The sequence below is a fragment of the Pseudomonas sp. WS 5503 genome, assembly GCF_012985385.1.
Taxonomy (GTDB): Bacteria; Pseudomonadota; Gammaproteobacteria; order Pseudomonadales; family Pseudomonadaceae; genus Aquipseudomonas; species Aquipseudomonas paracarnis.
The window spans coordinates 208,046-225,522 of sequence record NZ_JAAQWI010000007.1; the positions used below are offsets into that span (position 1 = coordinate 208,046).

Below are 17,477 nucleotides of genomic sequence, written 5' to 3' on the forward strand. Positions count from 1 at the left end.
CCTGAAGAGCAGGAATGTCACGACGTCGACATTTTTTCGTCATGACGGCACTTTAGGCTGGGTTCGCAGGTCATTAATCTGCAACCGCTTTCAACACGAAAAGGAGTCCACCATGGACGATTACCAGGAAGAGCTGCTGGAGTATCAGGCATTCGAGCTAGACCCACTGGATCCTGCCGACGATGCCACCGAGCTTTAACACCGACTTCAGGCGGAGTGGCGCTGACTGCGGCGAAATTCCCCTGGGGTCTGGTTGTTCCAGCGTCTGAAGGCCCTTTGGAAGGCTTGGGCCGAAGCAAAACCGAGCAAGTAGGCGATCTCGCCGAACGCCAGTTCCGTATCGCGAATGTAGGTCATGGCCAGGTCGCGACGGGTGTCATTGAGGATCGCGCGAAACTGCGTGCCTTCCTCGGCCAGTTTGCGCCGCAATGTCCAGGTTGGCAGCTTCAAGCGTGCCGCCACTTCCTCCAGGTCGGGTTCCCGGCCGCCATTGAGCATCGGCCCGAGCAACCGGGTAATGCGCTCGCGCAGGCTGCGGGTGCGGGTCAACTGCTCTAATTCCCTTTCACACAGCTGTAGCAACAGGTGCCAGGTGCTTGGGCAATGCTGCGGGTTGCGCAGCGCCAGGGTGGGTTGGCTGAGGCGCAGTTGATTGACCTCGGCGCCGAAGTGGACCACGCCCTCTCCCAGCACCCTGTAGTGGTCGTGGTAGTCCGGCGCGTCGAATTCGATTTCAATGCGCTGGGCCTGCACCGGCTGTTGGGCCAGGCCAGACAATTGCTGCAGCCAGCCGGCGATGATCGAATCCACCACAAAGCGGTTATAGGTGTTGTAGGGGCTGATGGAATAAAACCTCAGCCACGCGCCTTCGGCGTCTTCATGAAAGCTTGATTGCCCGCGATAGTTGGAGCCGTACAGTGCTTCAAAGCGTGTGAGCGTGCGTGCCGCTTCGCGCACGGTGGGCGCTTGGGCGGCAGTAACGCCGGCAAGACCAGCCTGGCTCAAGCGGCTGAGCTGGCCCATACGCAGACCCAGGCCGGGGTTGCCGGTCAGTTGGATGGCCGCGTGGCCCAGGCGCATGTAGCGCGGGATCGACAAGCGTGCGCCGGCCTCAGCCAGGCGAGCTGGATCGAGGCCGTATTGCAGCAGCAGGGGCTGTGGGTCCAGGCCGTGGCTGTGGATGGCGTCGGCCAGGGTGTGCACGAAGCCCACCGACAGATCCCCCAGGCGCACCGGCTTCACGGCGCTACAGCCAGATATTCAGCAGGCGCGCACCATGGGCGTCGCCATCGGCGAAGACTTGCCCATTGCGACTGAGAAAACTTTGGCCGGCGCTGCCCAGGTCCCAGAATTGTCCGCGCAGAAAGACGCTCATGCCCGCGGTGGCTTCGCTGACAGGCGGCTGGCTGATCAGGGTAAGGCGACGCCAGGCCGCGCCCTCACTGGTTTCTTCAGGCTTGAGGCTCACTTCTGAGGGCGTAGACACACTCTTGAAACCGCGCCACGGACGGTCCCAGGTATCGCGGCCGGTGACAAAAGCGGGTACCGCGATCAATTGCGCGCCTTGCTCGTTGAGCTTGCGGTAGTTGTCCGGGTACCAGCTGTCGCTGCCGACCAGAATGCCCAGGCGCCCGGCGGGGGTATCGACAACGTTGACGACATGCTCATCGCCAGGTTCTATAAAGCCACGTTCATCGTAGATCGGGTAAAGCTGGCGCTGCGGCTGGCCCAGCGGCAAGCCGTCGGCGGCGAACACCACGCTGGCGTTGTACAGCGCGCCGTGGCCGATCTCCAGTTGCCCCTGGATCACGCTCGGGTTGGGCAGGGCGATGGAACCGGCCACCAGGGTCACGCCAAATTCTTTGGCGAGGCCGCCAAACAACACTTGATAGTCGCGGGCCATGGCGGGGGCTTTCATGCGCAGGTACGCATCGTCCATGCGGTTGTCGCCAGTGGCGCTGATCCAGGCTTTGGCAAATTGCAGCGGGTTGCTGATCGACAGCCAGTTCATGGCGTCCTTGAGGTGAGCGGCCTGGTACAGCTCATTCTTTTCTCCGCCGAGCATCAGCCAAGTGCCGATATGTTCCGGCAGCACCACAACGGTCTTGGCATTGATCAACCCAAGGTCCCGGGCATTTTGCAGGTAGGCCGACAGCTTCAGGTGCAGGCGTTCCAGGCTCTGGTAATCGGCAGGGAACAGTTCCGGCTGGATACCCAGCAGGTTGCCCCGGTCGGCTGGTTCGCCCTCGTTGACGGCGAGGGTGATGCGCAGGTCGGACAGGTAATGCGCCACGGGGCGCTCCTGGGTCCAGACCAGATACGCGGCGAGTGAGGCAACCAGGGCCATGATGACGGTGAACGCTAGAAGTTTACGCATGGGGCAACAGACAACAGACCAGGTGCAGGGTTCGCGACTAGGGTAGGGCCCATGGCGTGGCTTGCCAAGGGGCGCTGTGCATTTGGATCAATAACTTGTCAGTTTCAGTCATTGAGCCGTGGTCCACCGCCTCTTAGTCTGTGGGACATAAACCGATGGCACGCCGTTCGAGTGCGCCACGTCCCGTGATGATCCGTTGTGGAGCTGTACCATGACCGCTGCTGCCTACCCGCACCTGCTGGCCCCGTTGGACCTGGGTTTCACCACCTTGCGCAACCGAACCCTGATGGGTTCGATGCACACCGGCCTGGAAGAAAAGCCCGGCGGTTTCGAGCGTATGGCGGCCTATTTTGCCGAGCGCGCCCGTGGCGGCGTAGGCCTGATGGTCACTGGCGGCATTGGCCCCAATGATGAAGGCGGCGTGTACGCCGGTGCAGCCAAGCTGACCACCGAAGAAGAGGCGAGCAAGCACAAGATCGTTACCCAAGCCGTGCATGACGCGGGTGGCAAGATCTGCATGCAGATCCTCCACGCCGGGCGTTACGCCTACAGCCCCAAGCAGGTGGCACCGAGCGCTATCCAGGCGCCGATCAACCCGTTCAAGCCCAAGGAACTGGATGAAGAGGGCATCGAAAAGCAGATCCAGGATTTTGTCACCTGCTCGCTGCTGGCCCAGGTCGCCGAGTATGACGGCGTCGAAATCATGGGTTCCGAAGGCTACTTCATTAACCAGTTCCTCGCTGCCCATACCAACCATCGCACCGACCGTTGGGGCGGCAGCTTTGAAAATCGCATGCGTCTGGCGGTGGAAATCGTGCGCCGCGTACGCGAAGCCGTAGGCCCGAACTTCATTATCATCTTCCGCCTGTCGATGCTCGACCTGGTGGAAGGCGGCAGTGTCTGGGAAGAAATCGTGCAGTTGGCCAAGGCCATCGAACAGGCCGGCGCGACGATCATCAACACCGGTATCGGCTGGCACGAAGCACGTATCCCGACCATCGCCACCAAGGTACCCCGTGGTGCGTTCAGTAAAGTCACGGCCAAATTGCGCGGTTCGGTACAGATTCCGCTGATCACCACCAACCGCATCAACACCCCGGAAATTGCTGAGCAGATCCTGGCCGAAGGCGACGCCGATATGGTCTCGATGGCGCGGCCGTTTCTCGCCGACCCCGAGTTCGTCAACAAGGCCGCCGCCGGGCGCGCCGATGAGATCAATACCTGCATCGGCTGCAACCAGGCATGCCTGGACCATACCTTTGGCGGCAAGCTCACCACCTGCCTGGTCAACCCGCGGGCGTGCTACGAAACCGAGCTCAATTACTTGCCGGTCAAGCAGATCAAAAAGGTCGCGGTCGTCGGCGCAGGCCCTGCGGGTTTGGCCGCGGCTACCGTGGCCGCAGAGCGCGGGCATCAGGTGACCTTGTTCGACTCCGCCAGCGAGATCGGCGGCCAGTTCAATATCGCCAAGCGCGTGCCGGGCAAGGAAGAGTTCTTCGAGACCCTGCGTTATTTCAAACGCAAATTGCAGACTACCCACGTCGAGCTGTGCCTCAACACCCGTGTCGACGTTGCGCAACTGGTAGCGGGCGGTTATGACGAAGTGATCCTGGCCACCGGCATCGCACCGCGTACCCCGGCGATTCCCGGTGTCGACAACGCCAAGGTCCTGAGTTACCTGGACGTGATCCTCGAGCGCAAGCCGGTGGGCAAGCGCGTGGCGGTGATCGGCGCCGGCGGCATCGGTTTTGACGTGTCTGAATTTCTCGTCCACCAAGGCGTATCCACCAGCCTGGATCGTGAGGCGTTCTGGAAAGAATGGGGCATCGACACTCAGCTGCAAGCCCGTGGAGGCGTGGCCGGGATCAAACCCGAGCGCCACGCGCCGGCCCGTGAAGTGTTCCTGCTGCAACGCAAGGCTTCCAAAGTGGGCGATGGCCTGGGCAAGACCACGGGCTGGATCCACCGCACCGGTTTGAAGAACAAGCAGGTGCAGATGCTCAACAGCGTCGAGTACTTGAAGATCGACGATGAAGGCTTGCATATCCGCATCGGCGCCGAGGGCGAGCCGCAAGTCCTGGCGGTGGACAATATCGTCATCTGTGCCGGCCAGGACCCGCTGCGCGAATTGCACGACGGCCTGGTCGCCGCCGGCCAGAACGTGCACCTGATCGGCGGCGCCGATGTGGCGGCCGAACTGGACGCCAAGCGCGCCATCAACCAGGGCTCGCGCCTGGCTGCAGAGCTGTAAGGCGCCAAGAGGGGCGGTGTTAGACTACCGCCCTCTTTTCATTCAGATACCTGCCGATGGGCCCTTTCGACTGGCTTCCTCACGCGCCCCTTGAACCCTTGCACCTGGACTGGCTGAACGGAGTCGAGTTGGCCGTGCTGCGCCTGGACTGTATCGACCCGCTGATCAGTGGCAACAAGTGGTTCAAGCTCACCGAGCACCTGGCCCAGGCCCGACACGCAGGGGCCACCGGGGTGATGAGTCTCGGCGGTGCGTACTCCAACCATTTGCATGCGCTGGCGGCGGCGGGCAAGCGCTTTGGTTTTTCCACGGTCGGCCTGCTGCGGGGCCATCCTCAAGACACCCCCACGGTTCTCGACCTCAAAGCGTTTGGCATGCAACTGCATTGGCTCGGTTATGGCGGTTATAGGGCGCGGCATGAAGCGGGTTTCTGGTTGCCTTGGCGCGAGCAGTATCCTGGCTTTCATCCGATACCCGAAGGCGGCGGTGGGCTGGCCGGTGCGCAGGGCTGTGGCGTGTTGGTCGAGCAGGCGCGGGCGCAACTGGACAGCCTCGGTTGGAGCGATTACGACGCCTGGTGGTTGGCGGCGGGTACCGGCACGACACTGGCCGGGCTGGCACTGGCGGAGGCGGGCGCGCATCCGGTATATGGCGCCATGGCGGTGCCGGATGACCACGGTGTGGCGCAGAACGTGAGTGCCATCGTGCAGGACGGTTATACATTGCTGGACGCCAGTCGCGGCGGCTTTGCCAAAGCCGATCCACTGTTGCTCGACTTCATTCAGCGCACCGAACTAGCGTGCGGTCTACCGCTGGAACCGCTTTACACCGGCAAGGCGCTGCTGGCGTTGAAACAGCAGATCGAGGCCGGACGCTTTGCCCCCGGCATGCGCCTGATCTTCATCCATACCGGCGGCCTGCAAGGCCGCCGAGGCTTCAGCGACTGGCGCAAACCTCTTGTGGGAGCTGGCTTGCCTGCGAAAGCGGTCTTGCAGTAAGAGGCACTGTGACTGACACACCGCCTTCGCGGGCAAGCCCGCTCCCACAGGGGAGCTAATTGGCTGGGTTAAAGCCTCCTCCCACCCGGCATCATGCGCAGCGCCGTGTTATCACGCATCACGTAATGATGAAAGATCCCCGCCAACGCGTGCAGCCCGATCAGCCAGTACCCGATCTGGCCAAACAGCACATGCCAGCCTTCAATCTCCTTGGCCAGTGCCTTGTTTTCCCCAATCAACGGCGGCAACTCCATCCCATAGAACATCACCGAGTGCCCTTCGGCGCTGACGATCAACCAGCCGGCAATCGGCATGCCGATCATCAACGCGTACAACGCAGCGTGCATCAGTGTCGCCAGCAGGCTTTGCCATTGCGGCGGCGCCGGCAGGATCTTCGGTGCCACCCCCAGGCTGCGTGCAAACAGGCGTAGCCATACCAGTACAAACACGGTAAGGCCGAGCATGAAGTGCATTTCAACAATCAAGGTGCGCGCACCGCTGCCTTTGGGGAATTGGCCGCGCAGTTCAATGCAGGCGTAGACCACCGCCAGCAGCACCACCATCAACCAGTGCAACGCAATCGACATGGTGCTGTAGCGTGTATCGGAATTTTTCCACGGCATCGCTGTGTTCCTCACTCATCAGGGCATACCTCCATTCTTTAGCGATGGAGTGCATTAACTCTATGCCTGTTTTGAGCGCTGCGCTTGTTGCCAATGCCGTTGTCTTGACCTCGGTCAGTAGGCCTGCGGCATTTCCCCGCGGGCCAGGCGCTGGTTGATGTCACTGATGACCCGTGGCAGATCGGTGATGGTGTCAATCAGGTAGTGTGGGCGTGAAGCTTCGAACATCGCCTCGATGCGCTGGCGCTCGCTGGCCAGTGTGTCGGTGTCCAGGGCGCGGAATTGCTCGTAGGTGAGGCCCAGCGCATTGCCCGAGCAGGTCAGGGCCACGGTCCACATGCCGGCACGGCGACCTTCGAGAATGCCCGGCACGGTGTCGTCGACCTTCACGCAGGCCGCCACATCATCAATGCCCAGGGCGATCACGTTGGCCAACGCCTGGGCCGGCCATGGTCGGCCGTTGGGCACTTCGTCAGTGGCCACGACGTGGTCGGCGACGTAGCCGTTGGTGGCGGCCAGGGCCACGACCTTGTCCATCACCTGCTTGGGGTAGCCAGAGCAGGAGCCGATCTTGATGCCTTGGCCGCGCAGCGCTGCAATGGTGTCGAGGGCGCCGGGGATCAGGGCCGAGTGCTCGGCGATTTTCTCGATCTGCAGCGGCATGAAGCGCTGGTAGATGGCGGTCACGTCGTCGTCGGTGGGCGTGCGGCCGAACGCCTTGCGGTAGCGTTCGGCAACCTGCGGCTGGTCGCAGAGCGTACGGATATGGTCCCACTTGCCCATGCCCATCGGGCCACGGGCTTCCTCGATCGACACCTGCACGTCGAACTCGGCGAAGGCCTCGACAAAAATCTGCGTGGGGGCGAAGGAGCCGAAATCGACCACGGTGCCAGCCCAGTCGAGGATAACGGCCTGGAGGGTGTTGGGGGTTTGATAGTTCATGGTTCAGATCCTGTGGGGTAATAACATTCATCTATGTAGGAGCTTGCTCGCGAAAAACATCCAGGCGCCGCGTTAACTCAGGATGCCCGCGTTTTCGTTAACACTCTTCGCGAGCAAGCTCGCTCCTGCACATTTCTTGCAGCACCTCGGCGATGGCCTTGACGGCTGCGCGCATGTCGGCCGCGTCGACATGACCGATGCAGCCCACGCGAAAGGTTTCCACCTGGGTCAATTTGCCCGGGTACAGAATGAAACCCTTGGCCTTGACCCGTTCGTAGAACGCTTTGAACTGATAGCGAGGATCGTCGGGGGCGTGGAAGGTGGCAATGATCGGCGCCTGGATAGCCGCCGGTAGAAAACTGCGCACGCCTAGTTCGGCCATGCCGTCCAGCAAGGCCTGGCAGTTATTTGCATAGCGCTGGTGACGGGCGGGCAGGCCGCCTTCCTCGGCGTACTGCAACAGCGCTTCATGCAGGGCGGCGACAACGTGGGTCGGCGGGGTGAAGCGCCACTGGCCGGTTTTGGTCATGTAGCTGTGCTGGTCGAACAGGTCCATCGCCAGGGAATGGCAGTTGCCCTGTGCCGCGGCCAGTGCGTGTTTTTCCGCAAAGACAAAGCCCATGCCCGGTACGCCTTCCAGGCATTTGCCCGAGGCGGCGATCAGCGCGTCGAAGGGGATTTCGCGGGCATCAATCGGTAGCGCGCCGAAGGAACTCATGGCGTCGATGATCAGGCGCTTGCCGTGGCGTTTGACCACCTCGGCGATCTGCGGCAACGGGTTGAGAATGCCGGTACTGGTTTCGCAATGGATCAGTGCGACATGGGTGATGGCGCTGTCGGCGTGCAACAGACGATCCACATCGGCGGCAGTGGTGGGCTCGTCTTCGGCGGTTTCAAAGGTGCTGAATTCGCGGCCAAGCACCTCGCAGATTTTCGCCAGGCGCTTGCCGTAGGCGCCGTTGATGAGCACCAGCACCTTGCCCTTGCGGGGGACCAGGGTGCCGATTGCAGCTTCGACGGCGAAGGTGCCGCTGCCTTGCAACGGCACGCAGTGGTGGCTGTCGGCGCCGTTGAGGATCGCCAGCAACTGGCTGCACACACTGGCTGTGAGCTGGTTGAAGCGGTCGTCCCACGAGCCCCAGTCCGTCATCATCGCCTGGCGGGTGCGGTTCGAGGTGGTCAGGGGGCCGGGGGTCAACAGGATCGGCGCGGCAGTGGGCATGTCAAATCCTCGCAAGGTGTTGGGGTTCAAGCTACGGCGCCTAAATTGCAGTTTGGCTTGTCATCAATCAAATTGTTTGTTGTTATGCGAGCTATCAGTGAGGCCGATAGCTATGAATCTGTTCCAACTGCGTGCATTCGATGCCGTGGCCCGTGAGGGCAGTTTTACCCGCGCGGCGGCTCGGCTGTTTATCAGCCAGCCGGCGGTGACCGGGCATATCAAGGCGCTTGAGGAGCACTACCAGATCCCGCTGTTGCGCCGCACCGCACGTCGGGTGGAATTGACCGAGGAGGGCGCACGCCTGGCGGCCATCACGCGGGCTATCTTCGGGTTGGTCGACGAGGCGCAAACCCTGCTGGAGGCCAACCGCCAGTTGCTCACCGGGCGCCTGGAAGTGGCGGCGGATGGCCCCCACCTGGTGATGCCGATGATCGCCAGCCTGCGTGCGCGCTACCCCGGCATTACCGTGAACCTGCGTTTGGGCAATGCCCAGGAAACCCTGGCGGCGTTGCTGTCCGAACATGCGGATGTGGCGGTGCTCACCGAGGTGGAACCGCGCAATGGCCTGCACTTGCAACCCCTGGACCAGTCACGGATTTGCGCCTTGGTGCCGGCCGCACACCCGTGGGCCAAGCAGCCCGACGGTATTGAACTGGCGCAGTTGCATGAGGTGATCATGGTGCTGCGCGAGCCCAGTTCCACCACCCGCCGCACCTTTGACGACGCCTGCCTGGCGGCGAATGTGCAGCCCAAAGTGCTGCTGGAACTGGACAGTCGGGAAGCTGTGGCCGAGGCGGTGGCGGCAGAGTTGGGCGTGGGCGTGGTGTCGTCGATGGAGGTCAGCCCGGACCCGCGTGTGCAGGCAGTGCCGATCCTCGGCGATGGCCTGCTGAATCGGCATATGCTCGGCTGCATGGAGCGCCGTCGCTCGCTGCGCTTGATTCAGGCGTTTTTCGAGTTGGCGTGAAGGCTCTCACGCACAATCTCCAGAAAGGTCGCGACCACACGGCGTGAACTTTGCTCTTTCAGGCACACCAGGGTTTCTTTCATGCGTTGGGTGCAATCGCGGATCGGCATGGCGTACACCCGTGCATCGGCACCGAACTCTGCCGCCGACACCACGCCCACGCCAATCCCTACCACCACGGCTTCACGGGCGGCCTCGCGGCCTTCCACCTGGATCGCCGGACGAATGCGCAGGCCGGCCTGGCGCATTTCCTGCTCCAGGGTCTGACGGGTGACCGAGCCGGTTTCCCGCAGTACCAGCGGGGTGTCATCGAGGTCGGCCAGGCAGATCGACTCGCGCCCGGCCCAGGCATGGTCCCGTGCGACAAAAGCCAGCAGTTGGTCGTCGGGCAGCGGCACTGACAACAGGCGCACATCATCGACATCGCGCCCCAACAGCGCCAGGTCGGCCTGGTAGTTGTAGAGGCGCGACAGTGACTCATCGGTATTGCCCGTTTCGATCTTCACGCTGATCCCAGGGTAGCGTTGGCAGAAGCGCGCAATCTGCGGCAGGACGTGCACGGGCGCATCCACTGCCAAGGTGAGAGTACCGGTGAGCAGAGCGCGCGAATCCTGCAGCAACTCTTCGGCTTCGGCCTCGATCACAAACAGGCGCTGGGTGATACCCAGCAGGCGTTCACCCAGATCGGTCAGGCGCACCGAACGCTTGTTGCGGTGAAACAGCAATACGCCGAAGCGCTCTTCAAGTTTGCGCACCTGGTCGGAAATCGCAGGCTGGGTCAGGAACAGCCGTTCTGCAGCCCCGGTAAAACTGCCGTGAATGGCCACCGCATGGAAGGCTTTGAGCTGGGCATGGGAAACCGACATGGTACGTCCTCTTAAAATCTGAGCTTATATTTGAAATACGATAAATCGATTTTACCTATGAGTCAGCCATTGTTTTGATGCACCTCAGCCGCCGTAGGTTGAGTCCTACAACCACGGCGGCCATGGGCGCAGGCACATCGCACCCATCTGACCAATACCGCGCTATCCAAGGCCCGGCATTGCAGTGCTCAACCATAAGAACAACAGGCGTTTTCTTTCGATTCTGCCGGCACACTCACACCTGAGGTCAGAACCACCATGAATATCCCTATGGGTAGTATCAAGCGTTGGCGCGTGCAGATTTTCGCCATTACCTGGCTGGCGTACGCCGCGTTCTATTTCACCCGCAAAGCCTTTTCGGTGGCAAAGCTGGGGATTGGCGACGACCCGAGTTTCCCCCTCGACAAAATGACGATGGCTAACCTGGATGGCCTCTATCTCGCAGCGTATGCGGTGGGCCAGTTCACCTGGGGCATGCTTGCAGACCGCTTCGGGCCACGGGTAGTGGTGCTCGGTGGCTTGTTGATTTCCGCAGGCGCGGCGCTGGTGATGGGCACCTTTGCCACCTTGCCGATTTTTGTCACCTGCATGTTGGTACAGGGCTTGGCCCAGTCCACTGGCTGGTCGGGGTTGTGCAAGAACCTCGGTAGTTTCTTCCCGGCCCAGCAGCGGGGGCGGGTGCTGGGGCTGTGGAGTTCGTGTTATGCATTTGGCGGGTTGGTCGCGTCACCGTTTGCCGGTTGGTGGGCTTATACGCTGATCGGCAGCTGGCATGCGGCGTTTATTTCCAGCGCCGCAGTGGTCGCGGTGGTGGCCTTGCTCTTCTTTATGTTCCAGCGCAATACCCCGCAGGATGTGGGCTTGCCGGCAGTCGAGCCCGAGCCGGTGCTGAGCGCCGAGCAGTTGGCCGCCGAACAGCGCGTGAGCGTACTCGAACCCCTGCGCGCGATCCTGCGCAACCGTACGGTGTTGACCCTTGGGCTGGCTTACTTCCTGCTCAAGCCGGCGCGCTACGCGATTCTGTTGTGGGGGCCGGTGATCGTCTACGAGCAGATGCCGTCGGTGGGCAAGGTCGGTGCCGCCATCGTGCCCACCGCGTTTGAGCTGGCCGGTTTATTGGGGCCGGTGTTGATCGGCCTGGCCTCCGACAAACTGTTCGGTGCTCGGCGCATGCCCGCCTGCGTGCTCAGCCTGTTGGCGCTGACGGTTGCCCTGGCGTTGTTTATGGGCGCGCTGCACACCGGCAGTGTGGTGCTGGTGATGACGTTGCTGTTTGTCATGGGGCTGACGCTGTATGGGCCGGACTCGATGATCAGCAGCACGGCGGCCATCGACTTCGGCACCGCTAAGGCCGGCGCTACCGCTGCGGGCTTTGTCAACGGCTGCGGTTCGGTGGGAGCGATCCTGGGTGGTTTGCTGCCAGGCTATTTCGATACCGTTACGGTATTTATTGTGTTTGCCGGTGCGGCACTGTTTTCGTCGCTGGTGCTGATGCCCTACTGGAATGCCAGGCCCGCCGTACTGGCCCAGGCCGGGGATTTTGTGCCGGACCGCAATGCGGTGATCAAACCCTTGCGCACCTGAGTACCCTGGCCGGTTTTTTGGTGGAACGAAGCGTTCTCGCGCTATAAACTCTGCCCCCAAAGCGCCGGCCAGTAGACGTTTCGGCGCGATGGAAATAAGAGAGTGAGTCATGGGCGCACAGTGGAAAGTCAAACATAAAGAAGCGGCAGCCAATGCCAAGGGCAAGATTTTCGGCAAGCTGGTGAAAGAAATCACCATCGCCGCCCGCAACGGCGCCGATACCGCGACCAACGCGCACCTGCGCCTGGTGGTGGAACAGGCCAAAAAAGCCTCGATGCCCAAGGAAACCCTGGACCGCGCAATCAAAAAGGGCGCCGGTCTGCTCGGTGAGACCGTGCAATACCACCGCGTGACCTACGAAGGTTTCGCGCCGCACCAGGTGCCTTTGATCGTCGAGTGCGTGACCGACAACATCAACCGCACCGTGGCGGAAATCCGCGTGGCCTTCCGCAAGGGCCAACTGGGCGCTTCCGGTTCGGTGGCCTGGGATTTCAACCATGTGGGCCTGATCGAAGCATCGCCGGACACGCCAGACGCCGATCCAGAAATGGCCGCCATCGAAGCCGGCGCCCAGGACTTTGAAGAGGGTGAAGAAGGCGCCACCTTGTTCATTACCGAAACCACCGACCTGGATGCCGTGCAGAAAGCCTTGCCGGAGCAGGGCTTTACCGTGCTGTCGGCCAAGCTGGGCTATATCTCCAAGAACCCGGTCAGCGGTTTGACCGATGAGCAGATGGCTGAAGTCGAGGCGTTCCTGGAAGGCCTGGACAACCATGATGATGTGCAGGATATGTTTGTCGGCCTGGCGGGCTGATGTTTATCTGAGTACACGCGGTCAACCTGTGGGAGCGGGCTTGCTCGCGAATGCGGTGTGACAGTCAACAGATGTATTGGCTGTTCCACCGCATTCGCGAGCAAGCCCGCTCCCACATTAGTTCAGGGGTGCTGCAGAGATTCCAGCAGGGCCTCGATTTCCTCAAAGCCTGGTCGGGCCAGTACATCCGGCTGACAGCAACGCTCGCACAGTTCGCACAGCATCTTGTCAATGGCTTGTGCCTCAACCCGCTCCAACAACTCCCCCAGCAGTACCCCGAACGCCCGCACTTCAATACGCTGCAACGCACGTGTTTCCAGTGTGTCCGCCGTGGCATGGAATGACGCCGCGCCAAAGTCTCCGAGCAAGCAATCACCCGCTGCGTTCCACAAAATATTGTGACCATACAGGTCACCATGGGTAATGCCGTGCCGATGCAGGTGCGCCGCCACCGAAGCAACGCCCCGCGCCATGCGCAGTGCCACGTCCAGGCTGAAACGGATGGTGGGTTCGTAGACATCCCGCGTGCACGACGCCAGGCTCGGCAGGGCTGCGAGGTTGCGGTAACTCGGGTCGATCAGCTCCATCATCAGCGCGGCCTGGTTGTCGGGGTGGCCGATGACGCGTCCTTCAACCTTGATCAGGTTGGGATGTAGCCCGGCAGCGATGCAGGCTTGCATTTCATGCAGCGGTGAACCGTCGCTGGTGATGGTGCCCTTGTACAGCTTGACCGCGACTGGCAACGCATGGGGTTTCCACAGCGCCTTGCGAATAATCCCCGAAGCGCCTTCGCCCAGGACGTCGCCCATTTCCAGTTCCTGCCAGGCGATGTTCGGCGTCGCCTCGTCAGCGCTTACCTGCACGGCCATTTCCACCGGATTGCCGGCATAGGCCAGCCAGGTCAGGCTCGGCAGGGTCAGCAGCCACTGCGGCAGTTGGGTGAGGCGGTTGGAGGCGATGCGGATCAACTCCAGGTTTTGGCACTGGGCCAGGCTTGGCGGCAGGTCGGTCAACTGGTTACCGGCCAGCATCAGCTTTTGCAGCAAGGGGCGTTCGCCCAGTTCATCGGGCAATTGGCTGATGCAGTTGTCGGTGAGGATTAGCCAGCGCAACTGTGGCGGCAGGGCGGCAGCGGCTACCTGGCTGATCTGGTTGGCCTTGAAGCCGATCATGCTCAGCTTGGCGCACTGGCCCAGGCATTGCGGCAGTTCGGTAAAGGCGTTGTCCGAACAGAACAGCACACGCAGGTTCGTCAGGCGGTGCAGGTCGTCGGGCAGGCTGCTCAGGGCGTTGCCGGTGAGGTTGAGGATTTCCAGCGAGTCGGCCAGTTCGAAGATTTCCCGGGGGAACTCGGTCAGCCCGCAGGCCAGGTCCAGGCGCGTAACGCCAGCCAATTGGCCAGCCTTGAGTTGGGCGAGGGTATTCATGCAGGGCGCAGTGCTCGGAAGGAGGCGTAAAAGGCGCTCATGATAGCGGCTCGGGCGCGGGTTGCGGGCAGCGCGTGTGCAATTGGCGCAGGCGGCTGGCGGTGCGGGCGAGGTCGATGGCCTGGCCTTCCAGGCATTTATCCAGGGGCTGGTGACCGATAAGTGTCAGTTGCTTGTCCTGGTCGTAGAGCACGTCTACCAGGTTGATAAAGCGCTGTTGCACGGCGATGGGGCATTCGGCCAGATGCGGCAGGCCGTCGATGATCCAGTGGTCGAAGTCCTGGCACAACAACAGGTAATCCATGACCGCCGTGAGCTGTTCGCACAGGTCGTTGAAGGTAAATGCGATGGTTCGTGCCTGATGGCCTCGGCACTGTAACTGCCGAGTGCCGACCTTCAGGGTTTGCACCGGGCAATCTGTGGCAGGCAGGCCCAGGCTTTCACGCTGGCCTGTTGTACCTGGCCATACATACTGGCCGCCCGTGAAGCGTTGTTGGGCGTGGGCCTGAGCCAGGCTGCGAAAGTCCTGAGGCGCACTGACTTCCAGCACCTCCATGCGCGCGGCGATCAGCTCGATCACCGGCTTGAAACGCTCGTGGTACAGCGGGTTGGGCAGCAATCCTTCGGGTGGGTAGTTGGAGGTCACCAGCACCAGCACGCCGCGCTGGAACAGGGCCTTGAACAGGCGGCTGATGAGCATCGCATCGCCGATATCGTGCACATGGAATTCGTCGAAACACAGCACTCGGCAGCCGGTCAGCAGCTCGTCCAGAGTGGCGCCCAAGGCATCGTCATGCTCGCGGTGCAGGAACATGCCCTGGTGCAGCCGGGCGAAGAAGGTGTGGAAATGCACGCGCTGCTTCTCGGCGATGGGCAACGCCTGGAAAAATCCGTCCAGCAGCCAGCTTTTGCCACGCCCCACCGGGCCGTGCAGGTACAGGCTGCGCGTGGCCTGGCCGTTGAGCAGGTGCTGGGCCTCGCGATTCAGGGCGGTAATCGCCCGGATTTGCCCATCACTGAGGGTATAGCCCTGTTGTACGGCTTTTTTTTGAAAATACGCCGGGATAGGCGAGGCGTCCGAGGCGTCGGTTTTTTTACCCAGCAGGCGCTGGAGCAGGGCAAGCACGGCCAAGAATAATCACTCTGTATTGCGGTGGTCGTTCACTGTAGGACGCTCGATGCCATTTGACCAATAGGAAAGGGCCCCAAGCCATGCAAACTGGCACTTTCGCGTTAACTGGCTAACCTCATACACAGTTGTCACCCCTGTATAAGGAATTGGGGCTGTGAAGGGACCGGCGGTATTGGCTGTCATGGGCACGATGCTCTGCAACACGGTGTTTGCTGCGCAACTCCAGGTGGAGGTGCGCATCGACGTGCAGCGGGGTTGCCAGTTGGTGGGTACCACCCGTAGTGCAGGCATCGAGCAACTTGGCGTATTGGATTTCGGCAGCGGCCCGCGTCTGGATGACCCGGCCGGCCCCCTGAGTGCGGCCCTGATCAGCCAACGCCAGCCGCGCCTGGAATGTAACCCCGACACGCCTTACCAAGTGCGCGTTGATGGCGGCCTGCATGGCGGCGTCGGCGAAGTACGTTATCTCGCCAATCCGGCGCCCTCCAGTCGGCCCATCCCCTATCGAATCTATGCCGACGCCGCGCGGCTGATCCCCTTGCCAGTGGACGTGCCCATCAGTGGCCGCGTGCCGGACACCGGCTCTGTCGACCTGCCACTGTATGGCCGCATCGAACCGCTCAAAGGCATTCCTGCTGTCGGCCGTTATTCCGACCTGCTCAAGGTCACGGTTACATGGTAAGCCGCTACCTGGCCGTGACGGCCCTGGGCGGCCTGCTGTTGCTGGCGGATGACGCGCAGGCGGCGGTGGTCAACGGCCAGGTCCACGCGCGTTTGGTGATCACCGCCAGTTGCGAAGTGAGCAAAGACGTGGAAACCGCGCCGGTCACGCCTGAGGGCGGCACGGCGCTAATGGATTTCGGCAGCCAGGGGCCGACCTGGAGCAACACGCTGGGCGCGTCGATTTCCGATGCCGACAAGGCGCCGCTGTCGGTGTCCTGCAACCCCTCGGTGGTCAGTAGTTTCACGGTGACCATCGACGGCGGCGCTAATGGCGACGGCACCACGCGGCGCCTGAGCAATGGCCGCCAGACCATTCCTTATCGACTGTCGGCGGATCCCCAGGGGCGCAGTGCCTACAGGATCGGCCAGCAACGCAATTTCGTCGTGACCCAGGGCACCCAGGTACCGATCCCGGTATTCGGTTCCGTGGTGGCGAATACCAGGGCCCTACCGGCCGGCATCTACACAGACACCCTGACGGTGACTCTGGATTGGTAAACCATGAGGATGGATATCATGCATGTACTTGTATCGCGAATCGGCCTCTGCGCCCTGGGCCTGGGGCTGGCGTCCAGCCTGAACGCGGCGACCACGGTGACCGGGCAGATCAGTTCCAGCCTGACCTTGATCGCCAGTTGCCAGGTCAACGGCTCCGGGGCGGCCACCGGGCTGAATTTCGGTAGCTTGAACTTCGGTACCACCAACAGCCTGTTTACCAATGCCGACGCCCAGTTGCTCGGCGGCACCGGTACCGGCGGCGCGTTGTCGATCCTGTGTTCGGCTGGCACCGCGCCAACGATCAAGGTGCGTGCCGGCGCCCACGATGGTGCTTCCCCCGGTGGTACTCGTGCGCTGGCCGATGGCGTGGGTAACTTCGTGCCTTACGATTTCTACACTGACAGCGGGCGTTCAGCGCTATTGGCGATTGACGGCGTGGTGACACTCGCCACCAGTACCGGCGTGGCGCAGACCGTCAACCTTTACGGCCGGGCGGTGGGCAAAGCGGGCCTGCCGGCGGGCACCTACACCGACACCGTGGCCGTGGAACTGACGTTCTAACGATGTGGCCCAGGGTGTTGCTCGCCATCGGCCTGGCGATACCGTTGCCGCTGTCGGCGGTGGTCAACCAGAGCTTCCAGGTGAGTGCGACCATCACGCCGGGCTGTCTGATCGTGGGCGGCGGCGCCAACTACGGCACCTTGGCCTACGGCAGCTATTCGGCCCTTGCCACCAGTACGGTCACAGCGGCTCTCACTGGCGGCGTAACCCTGCAATGCACGCCGGGCGTGGCCCTGAGCATGAGCGTGGATGGCGGCCTGTACAGCAGCACCGGACGCAATTTGCAGCTCAACAGTGGCAGCGCGCGGGTGGCTTACCAATTGTTTCGCGATGCGGCGTTCAGCCAGAACCTGGGCATCAACCAGAGCGTCAGCGTGACCTACAGCGATGCGAGCAACATCAGCCTGCCGATTTACGGGCGGGTGGTTTTACCGGGCAATCAGCCTGGGGGGACGTACAGCGACACGCTGCAGGTGCAGCTGACGTGGTAGG

17 protein-coding genes are annotated in these 17,477 nt (G+C 62.1%); 9 read left to right on the forward strand and 8 right to left on the reverse strand.

Annotation, left to right across the window (positions count from 1 at the left end):
- Nucleotides 1–207: 207 nt before the first annotated feature.
- Nucleotides 208–1,242 (reverse strand): AraC family transcriptional regulator, encoded by a 1,035-nt coding sequence (locus tag HBO10_RS18925; protein ID WP_034127942.1) that lies wholly within the window; start codon nt 1,240–1,242, stop codon nt 208–210.
- 4 nt (nt 1,243–1,246) lie between these two features.
- A complete protein-coding gene (locus HBO10_RS18930; RefSeq protein ID WP_034127941.1) occupies nt 1,247–2,377 on the reverse strand; it encodes a carbon-nitrogen hydrolase family protein in 1,131 nt (376 codons plus the stop codon).
- 211 nt (nt 2,378–2,588) lie between these two features.
- Here HBO10_RS18930 and HBO10_RS18935 point away from each other — a divergent pair, with 211 nt between their 5' ends.
- Together HBO10_RS18935 and HBO10_RS18940 are read left to right on the forward strand one after the other, a co-directional pair.
- Nucleotides 2,589–4,628: an NADPH-dependent 2,4-dienoyl-CoA reductase gene (locus HBO10_RS18935; RefSeq protein ID WP_034127940.1), complete on the forward strand. Its 2,040-nt coding sequence runs from the start codon at nt 2,589–2,591 to the stop codon at nt 4,626–4,628.
- Nucleotides 4,629–4,684: 56 nt separating this feature from the next.
- Nucleotides 4,685–5,626 carry a pyridoxal-phosphate dependent enzyme gene (locus HBO10_RS18940; RefSeq protein ID WP_169922052.1) on the forward strand — a complete coding sequence of 314 codons (942 nt, stop codon included), beginning with the start codon at nt 4,685–4,687 and terminating at the stop codon, nt 5,624–5,626.
- 68 nt (nt 5,627–5,694) lie between these two features.
- Here the strand turns inward: HBO10_RS18940 and HBO10_RS18945 are convergent, their stop codons facing one another.
- The 3 genes from HBO10_RS18945 to HBO10_RS18955 form a co-directional block, all read right to left on the reverse strand.
- Entirely contained in the window at nt 5,695–6,249 is a 555-nt protein-coding gene (locus tag HBO10_RS18945; protein ID WP_034127939.1) for a cytochrome b, read from the reverse strand.
- A 114-nt stretch (nt 6,250–6,363) separates the two neighbouring features.
- A complete protein-coding gene (phnX, locus tag HBO10_RS18950) occupies nt 6,364–7,191 on the reverse strand; it encodes a phosphonoacetaldehyde hydrolase (RefSeq protein WP_034127938.1) in 828 nt (275 codons plus the stop codon).
- Between the two features lie 97 nt (nt 7,192–7,288).
- Nucleotides 7,289–8,413, reverse strand: a complete 1,125-nt coding sequence (locus HBO10_RS18955; RefSeq protein WP_034127937.1) for a 2-aminoethylphosphonate--pyruvate transaminase — start codon at nt 8,411–8,413, stop codon at nt 7,289–7,291.
- A 112-nt stretch (nt 8,414–8,525) separates the two neighbouring features.
- Here HBO10_RS18955 and HBO10_RS18960 point away from each other — a divergent pair, with 112 nt between their 5' ends.
- Nucleotides 8,526–9,380, forward strand: a complete 855-nt coding sequence (locus HBO10_RS18960) for a LysR substrate-binding domain-containing protein (RefSeq protein WP_034127936.1) — start codon at nt 8,526–8,528, stop codon at nt 9,378–9,380.
- Here HBO10_RS18960 and HBO10_RS18965 read toward each other — a convergent pair.
- Nucleotides 9,356–10,246, reverse strand: coding sequence for a LysR substrate-binding domain-containing protein (locus HBO10_RS18965; protein ID WP_034127935.1), 891 nt, complete (start codon nt 10,244–10,246; stop codon nt 9,356–9,358). The two genes, HBO10_RS18960 and HBO10_RS18965, sit on opposite strands and share 25 nt — an antisense overlap.
- Before the next feature lie 258 nt (nt 10,247–10,504).
- On the opposite strand from HBO10_RS18965, the gene HBO10_RS18970 reads away from it, so the two are divergent.
- A complete protein-coding gene (locus HBO10_RS18970; RefSeq protein ID WP_034127934.1) occupies nt 10,505–11,830 on the forward strand; it encodes an MFS transporter in 1,326 nt (441 codons plus the stop codon).
- A gap of 109 nt (nt 11,831–11,939) precedes the next feature.
- Complete coding sequence (locus HBO10_RS18975) at nt 11,940–12,644, forward strand: YebC/PmpR family DNA-binding transcriptional regulator (protein ID WP_003192227.1); 705 nt, start codon at nt 11,940–11,942, stop codon at nt 12,642–12,644.
- Between the two features lie 122 nt (nt 12,645–12,766).
- Here HBO10_RS18975 and HBO10_RS18980 read toward each other — a convergent pair whose 3' ends face one another.
- Both HBO10_RS18980 and zapE read right to left on the reverse strand, forming a co-directional pair.
- Complete coding sequence (locus HBO10_RS18980; RefSeq protein WP_034127933.1) at nt 12,767–14,071, reverse strand: protein kinase; 1,305 nt, start codon at nt 14,069–14,071, stop codon at nt 12,767–12,769.
- Nucleotides 14,072–14,108: 37 nt separating this feature from the next.
- Nucleotides 14,109–15,203: a cell division protein ZapE gene (gene zapE / locus HBO10_RS18985; protein ID WP_034127932.1), complete on the reverse strand. Its 1,095-nt coding sequence runs from the start codon at nt 15,201–15,203 to the stop codon at nt 14,109–14,111.
- A 190-nt stretch (nt 15,204–15,393) separates the two neighbouring features.
- Between zapE and HBO10_RS18990 the strand changes: the two genes are divergently transcribed.
- From HBO10_RS18990 to HBO10_RS19005, 4 genes are read left to right on the forward strand one after another with little or no spacing between them, the layout of a single operon-like run.
- A complete protein-coding gene (locus HBO10_RS18990) occupies nt 15,394–15,885 on the forward strand; it encodes a spore coat U domain-containing protein (protein WP_089042333.1) in 492 nt (163 codons plus the stop codon).
- On the forward strand, nt 15,879–16,424 hold the full coding sequence (locus tag HBO10_RS18995) for a spore coat protein U domain-containing protein (protein ID WP_034127930.1): 546 nt from the start codon (nt 15,879–15,881) through the stop codon (nt 16,422–16,424). The genes HBO10_RS18990 and HBO10_RS18995 overlap by 7 nt, the downstream gene beginning before the upstream one ends.
- An 18-nt stretch (nt 16,425–16,442) precedes the next feature.
- Entirely contained in the window at nt 16,443–16,985 is a 543-nt protein-coding gene (locus HBO10_RS19000) for a spore coat protein U domain-containing protein (protein ID WP_003192220.1), read from the forward strand.
- A gap of 2 nt (nt 16,986–16,987) precedes the next feature.
- Nucleotides 16,988–17,476: a spore coat U domain-containing protein gene (locus tag HBO10_RS19005; protein WP_034127929.1), complete on the forward strand. Its 489-nt coding sequence runs from the start codon at nt 16,988–16,990 to the stop codon at nt 17,474–17,476.
- Nucleotide 17,477 lies beyond the last annotated feature (1 nt).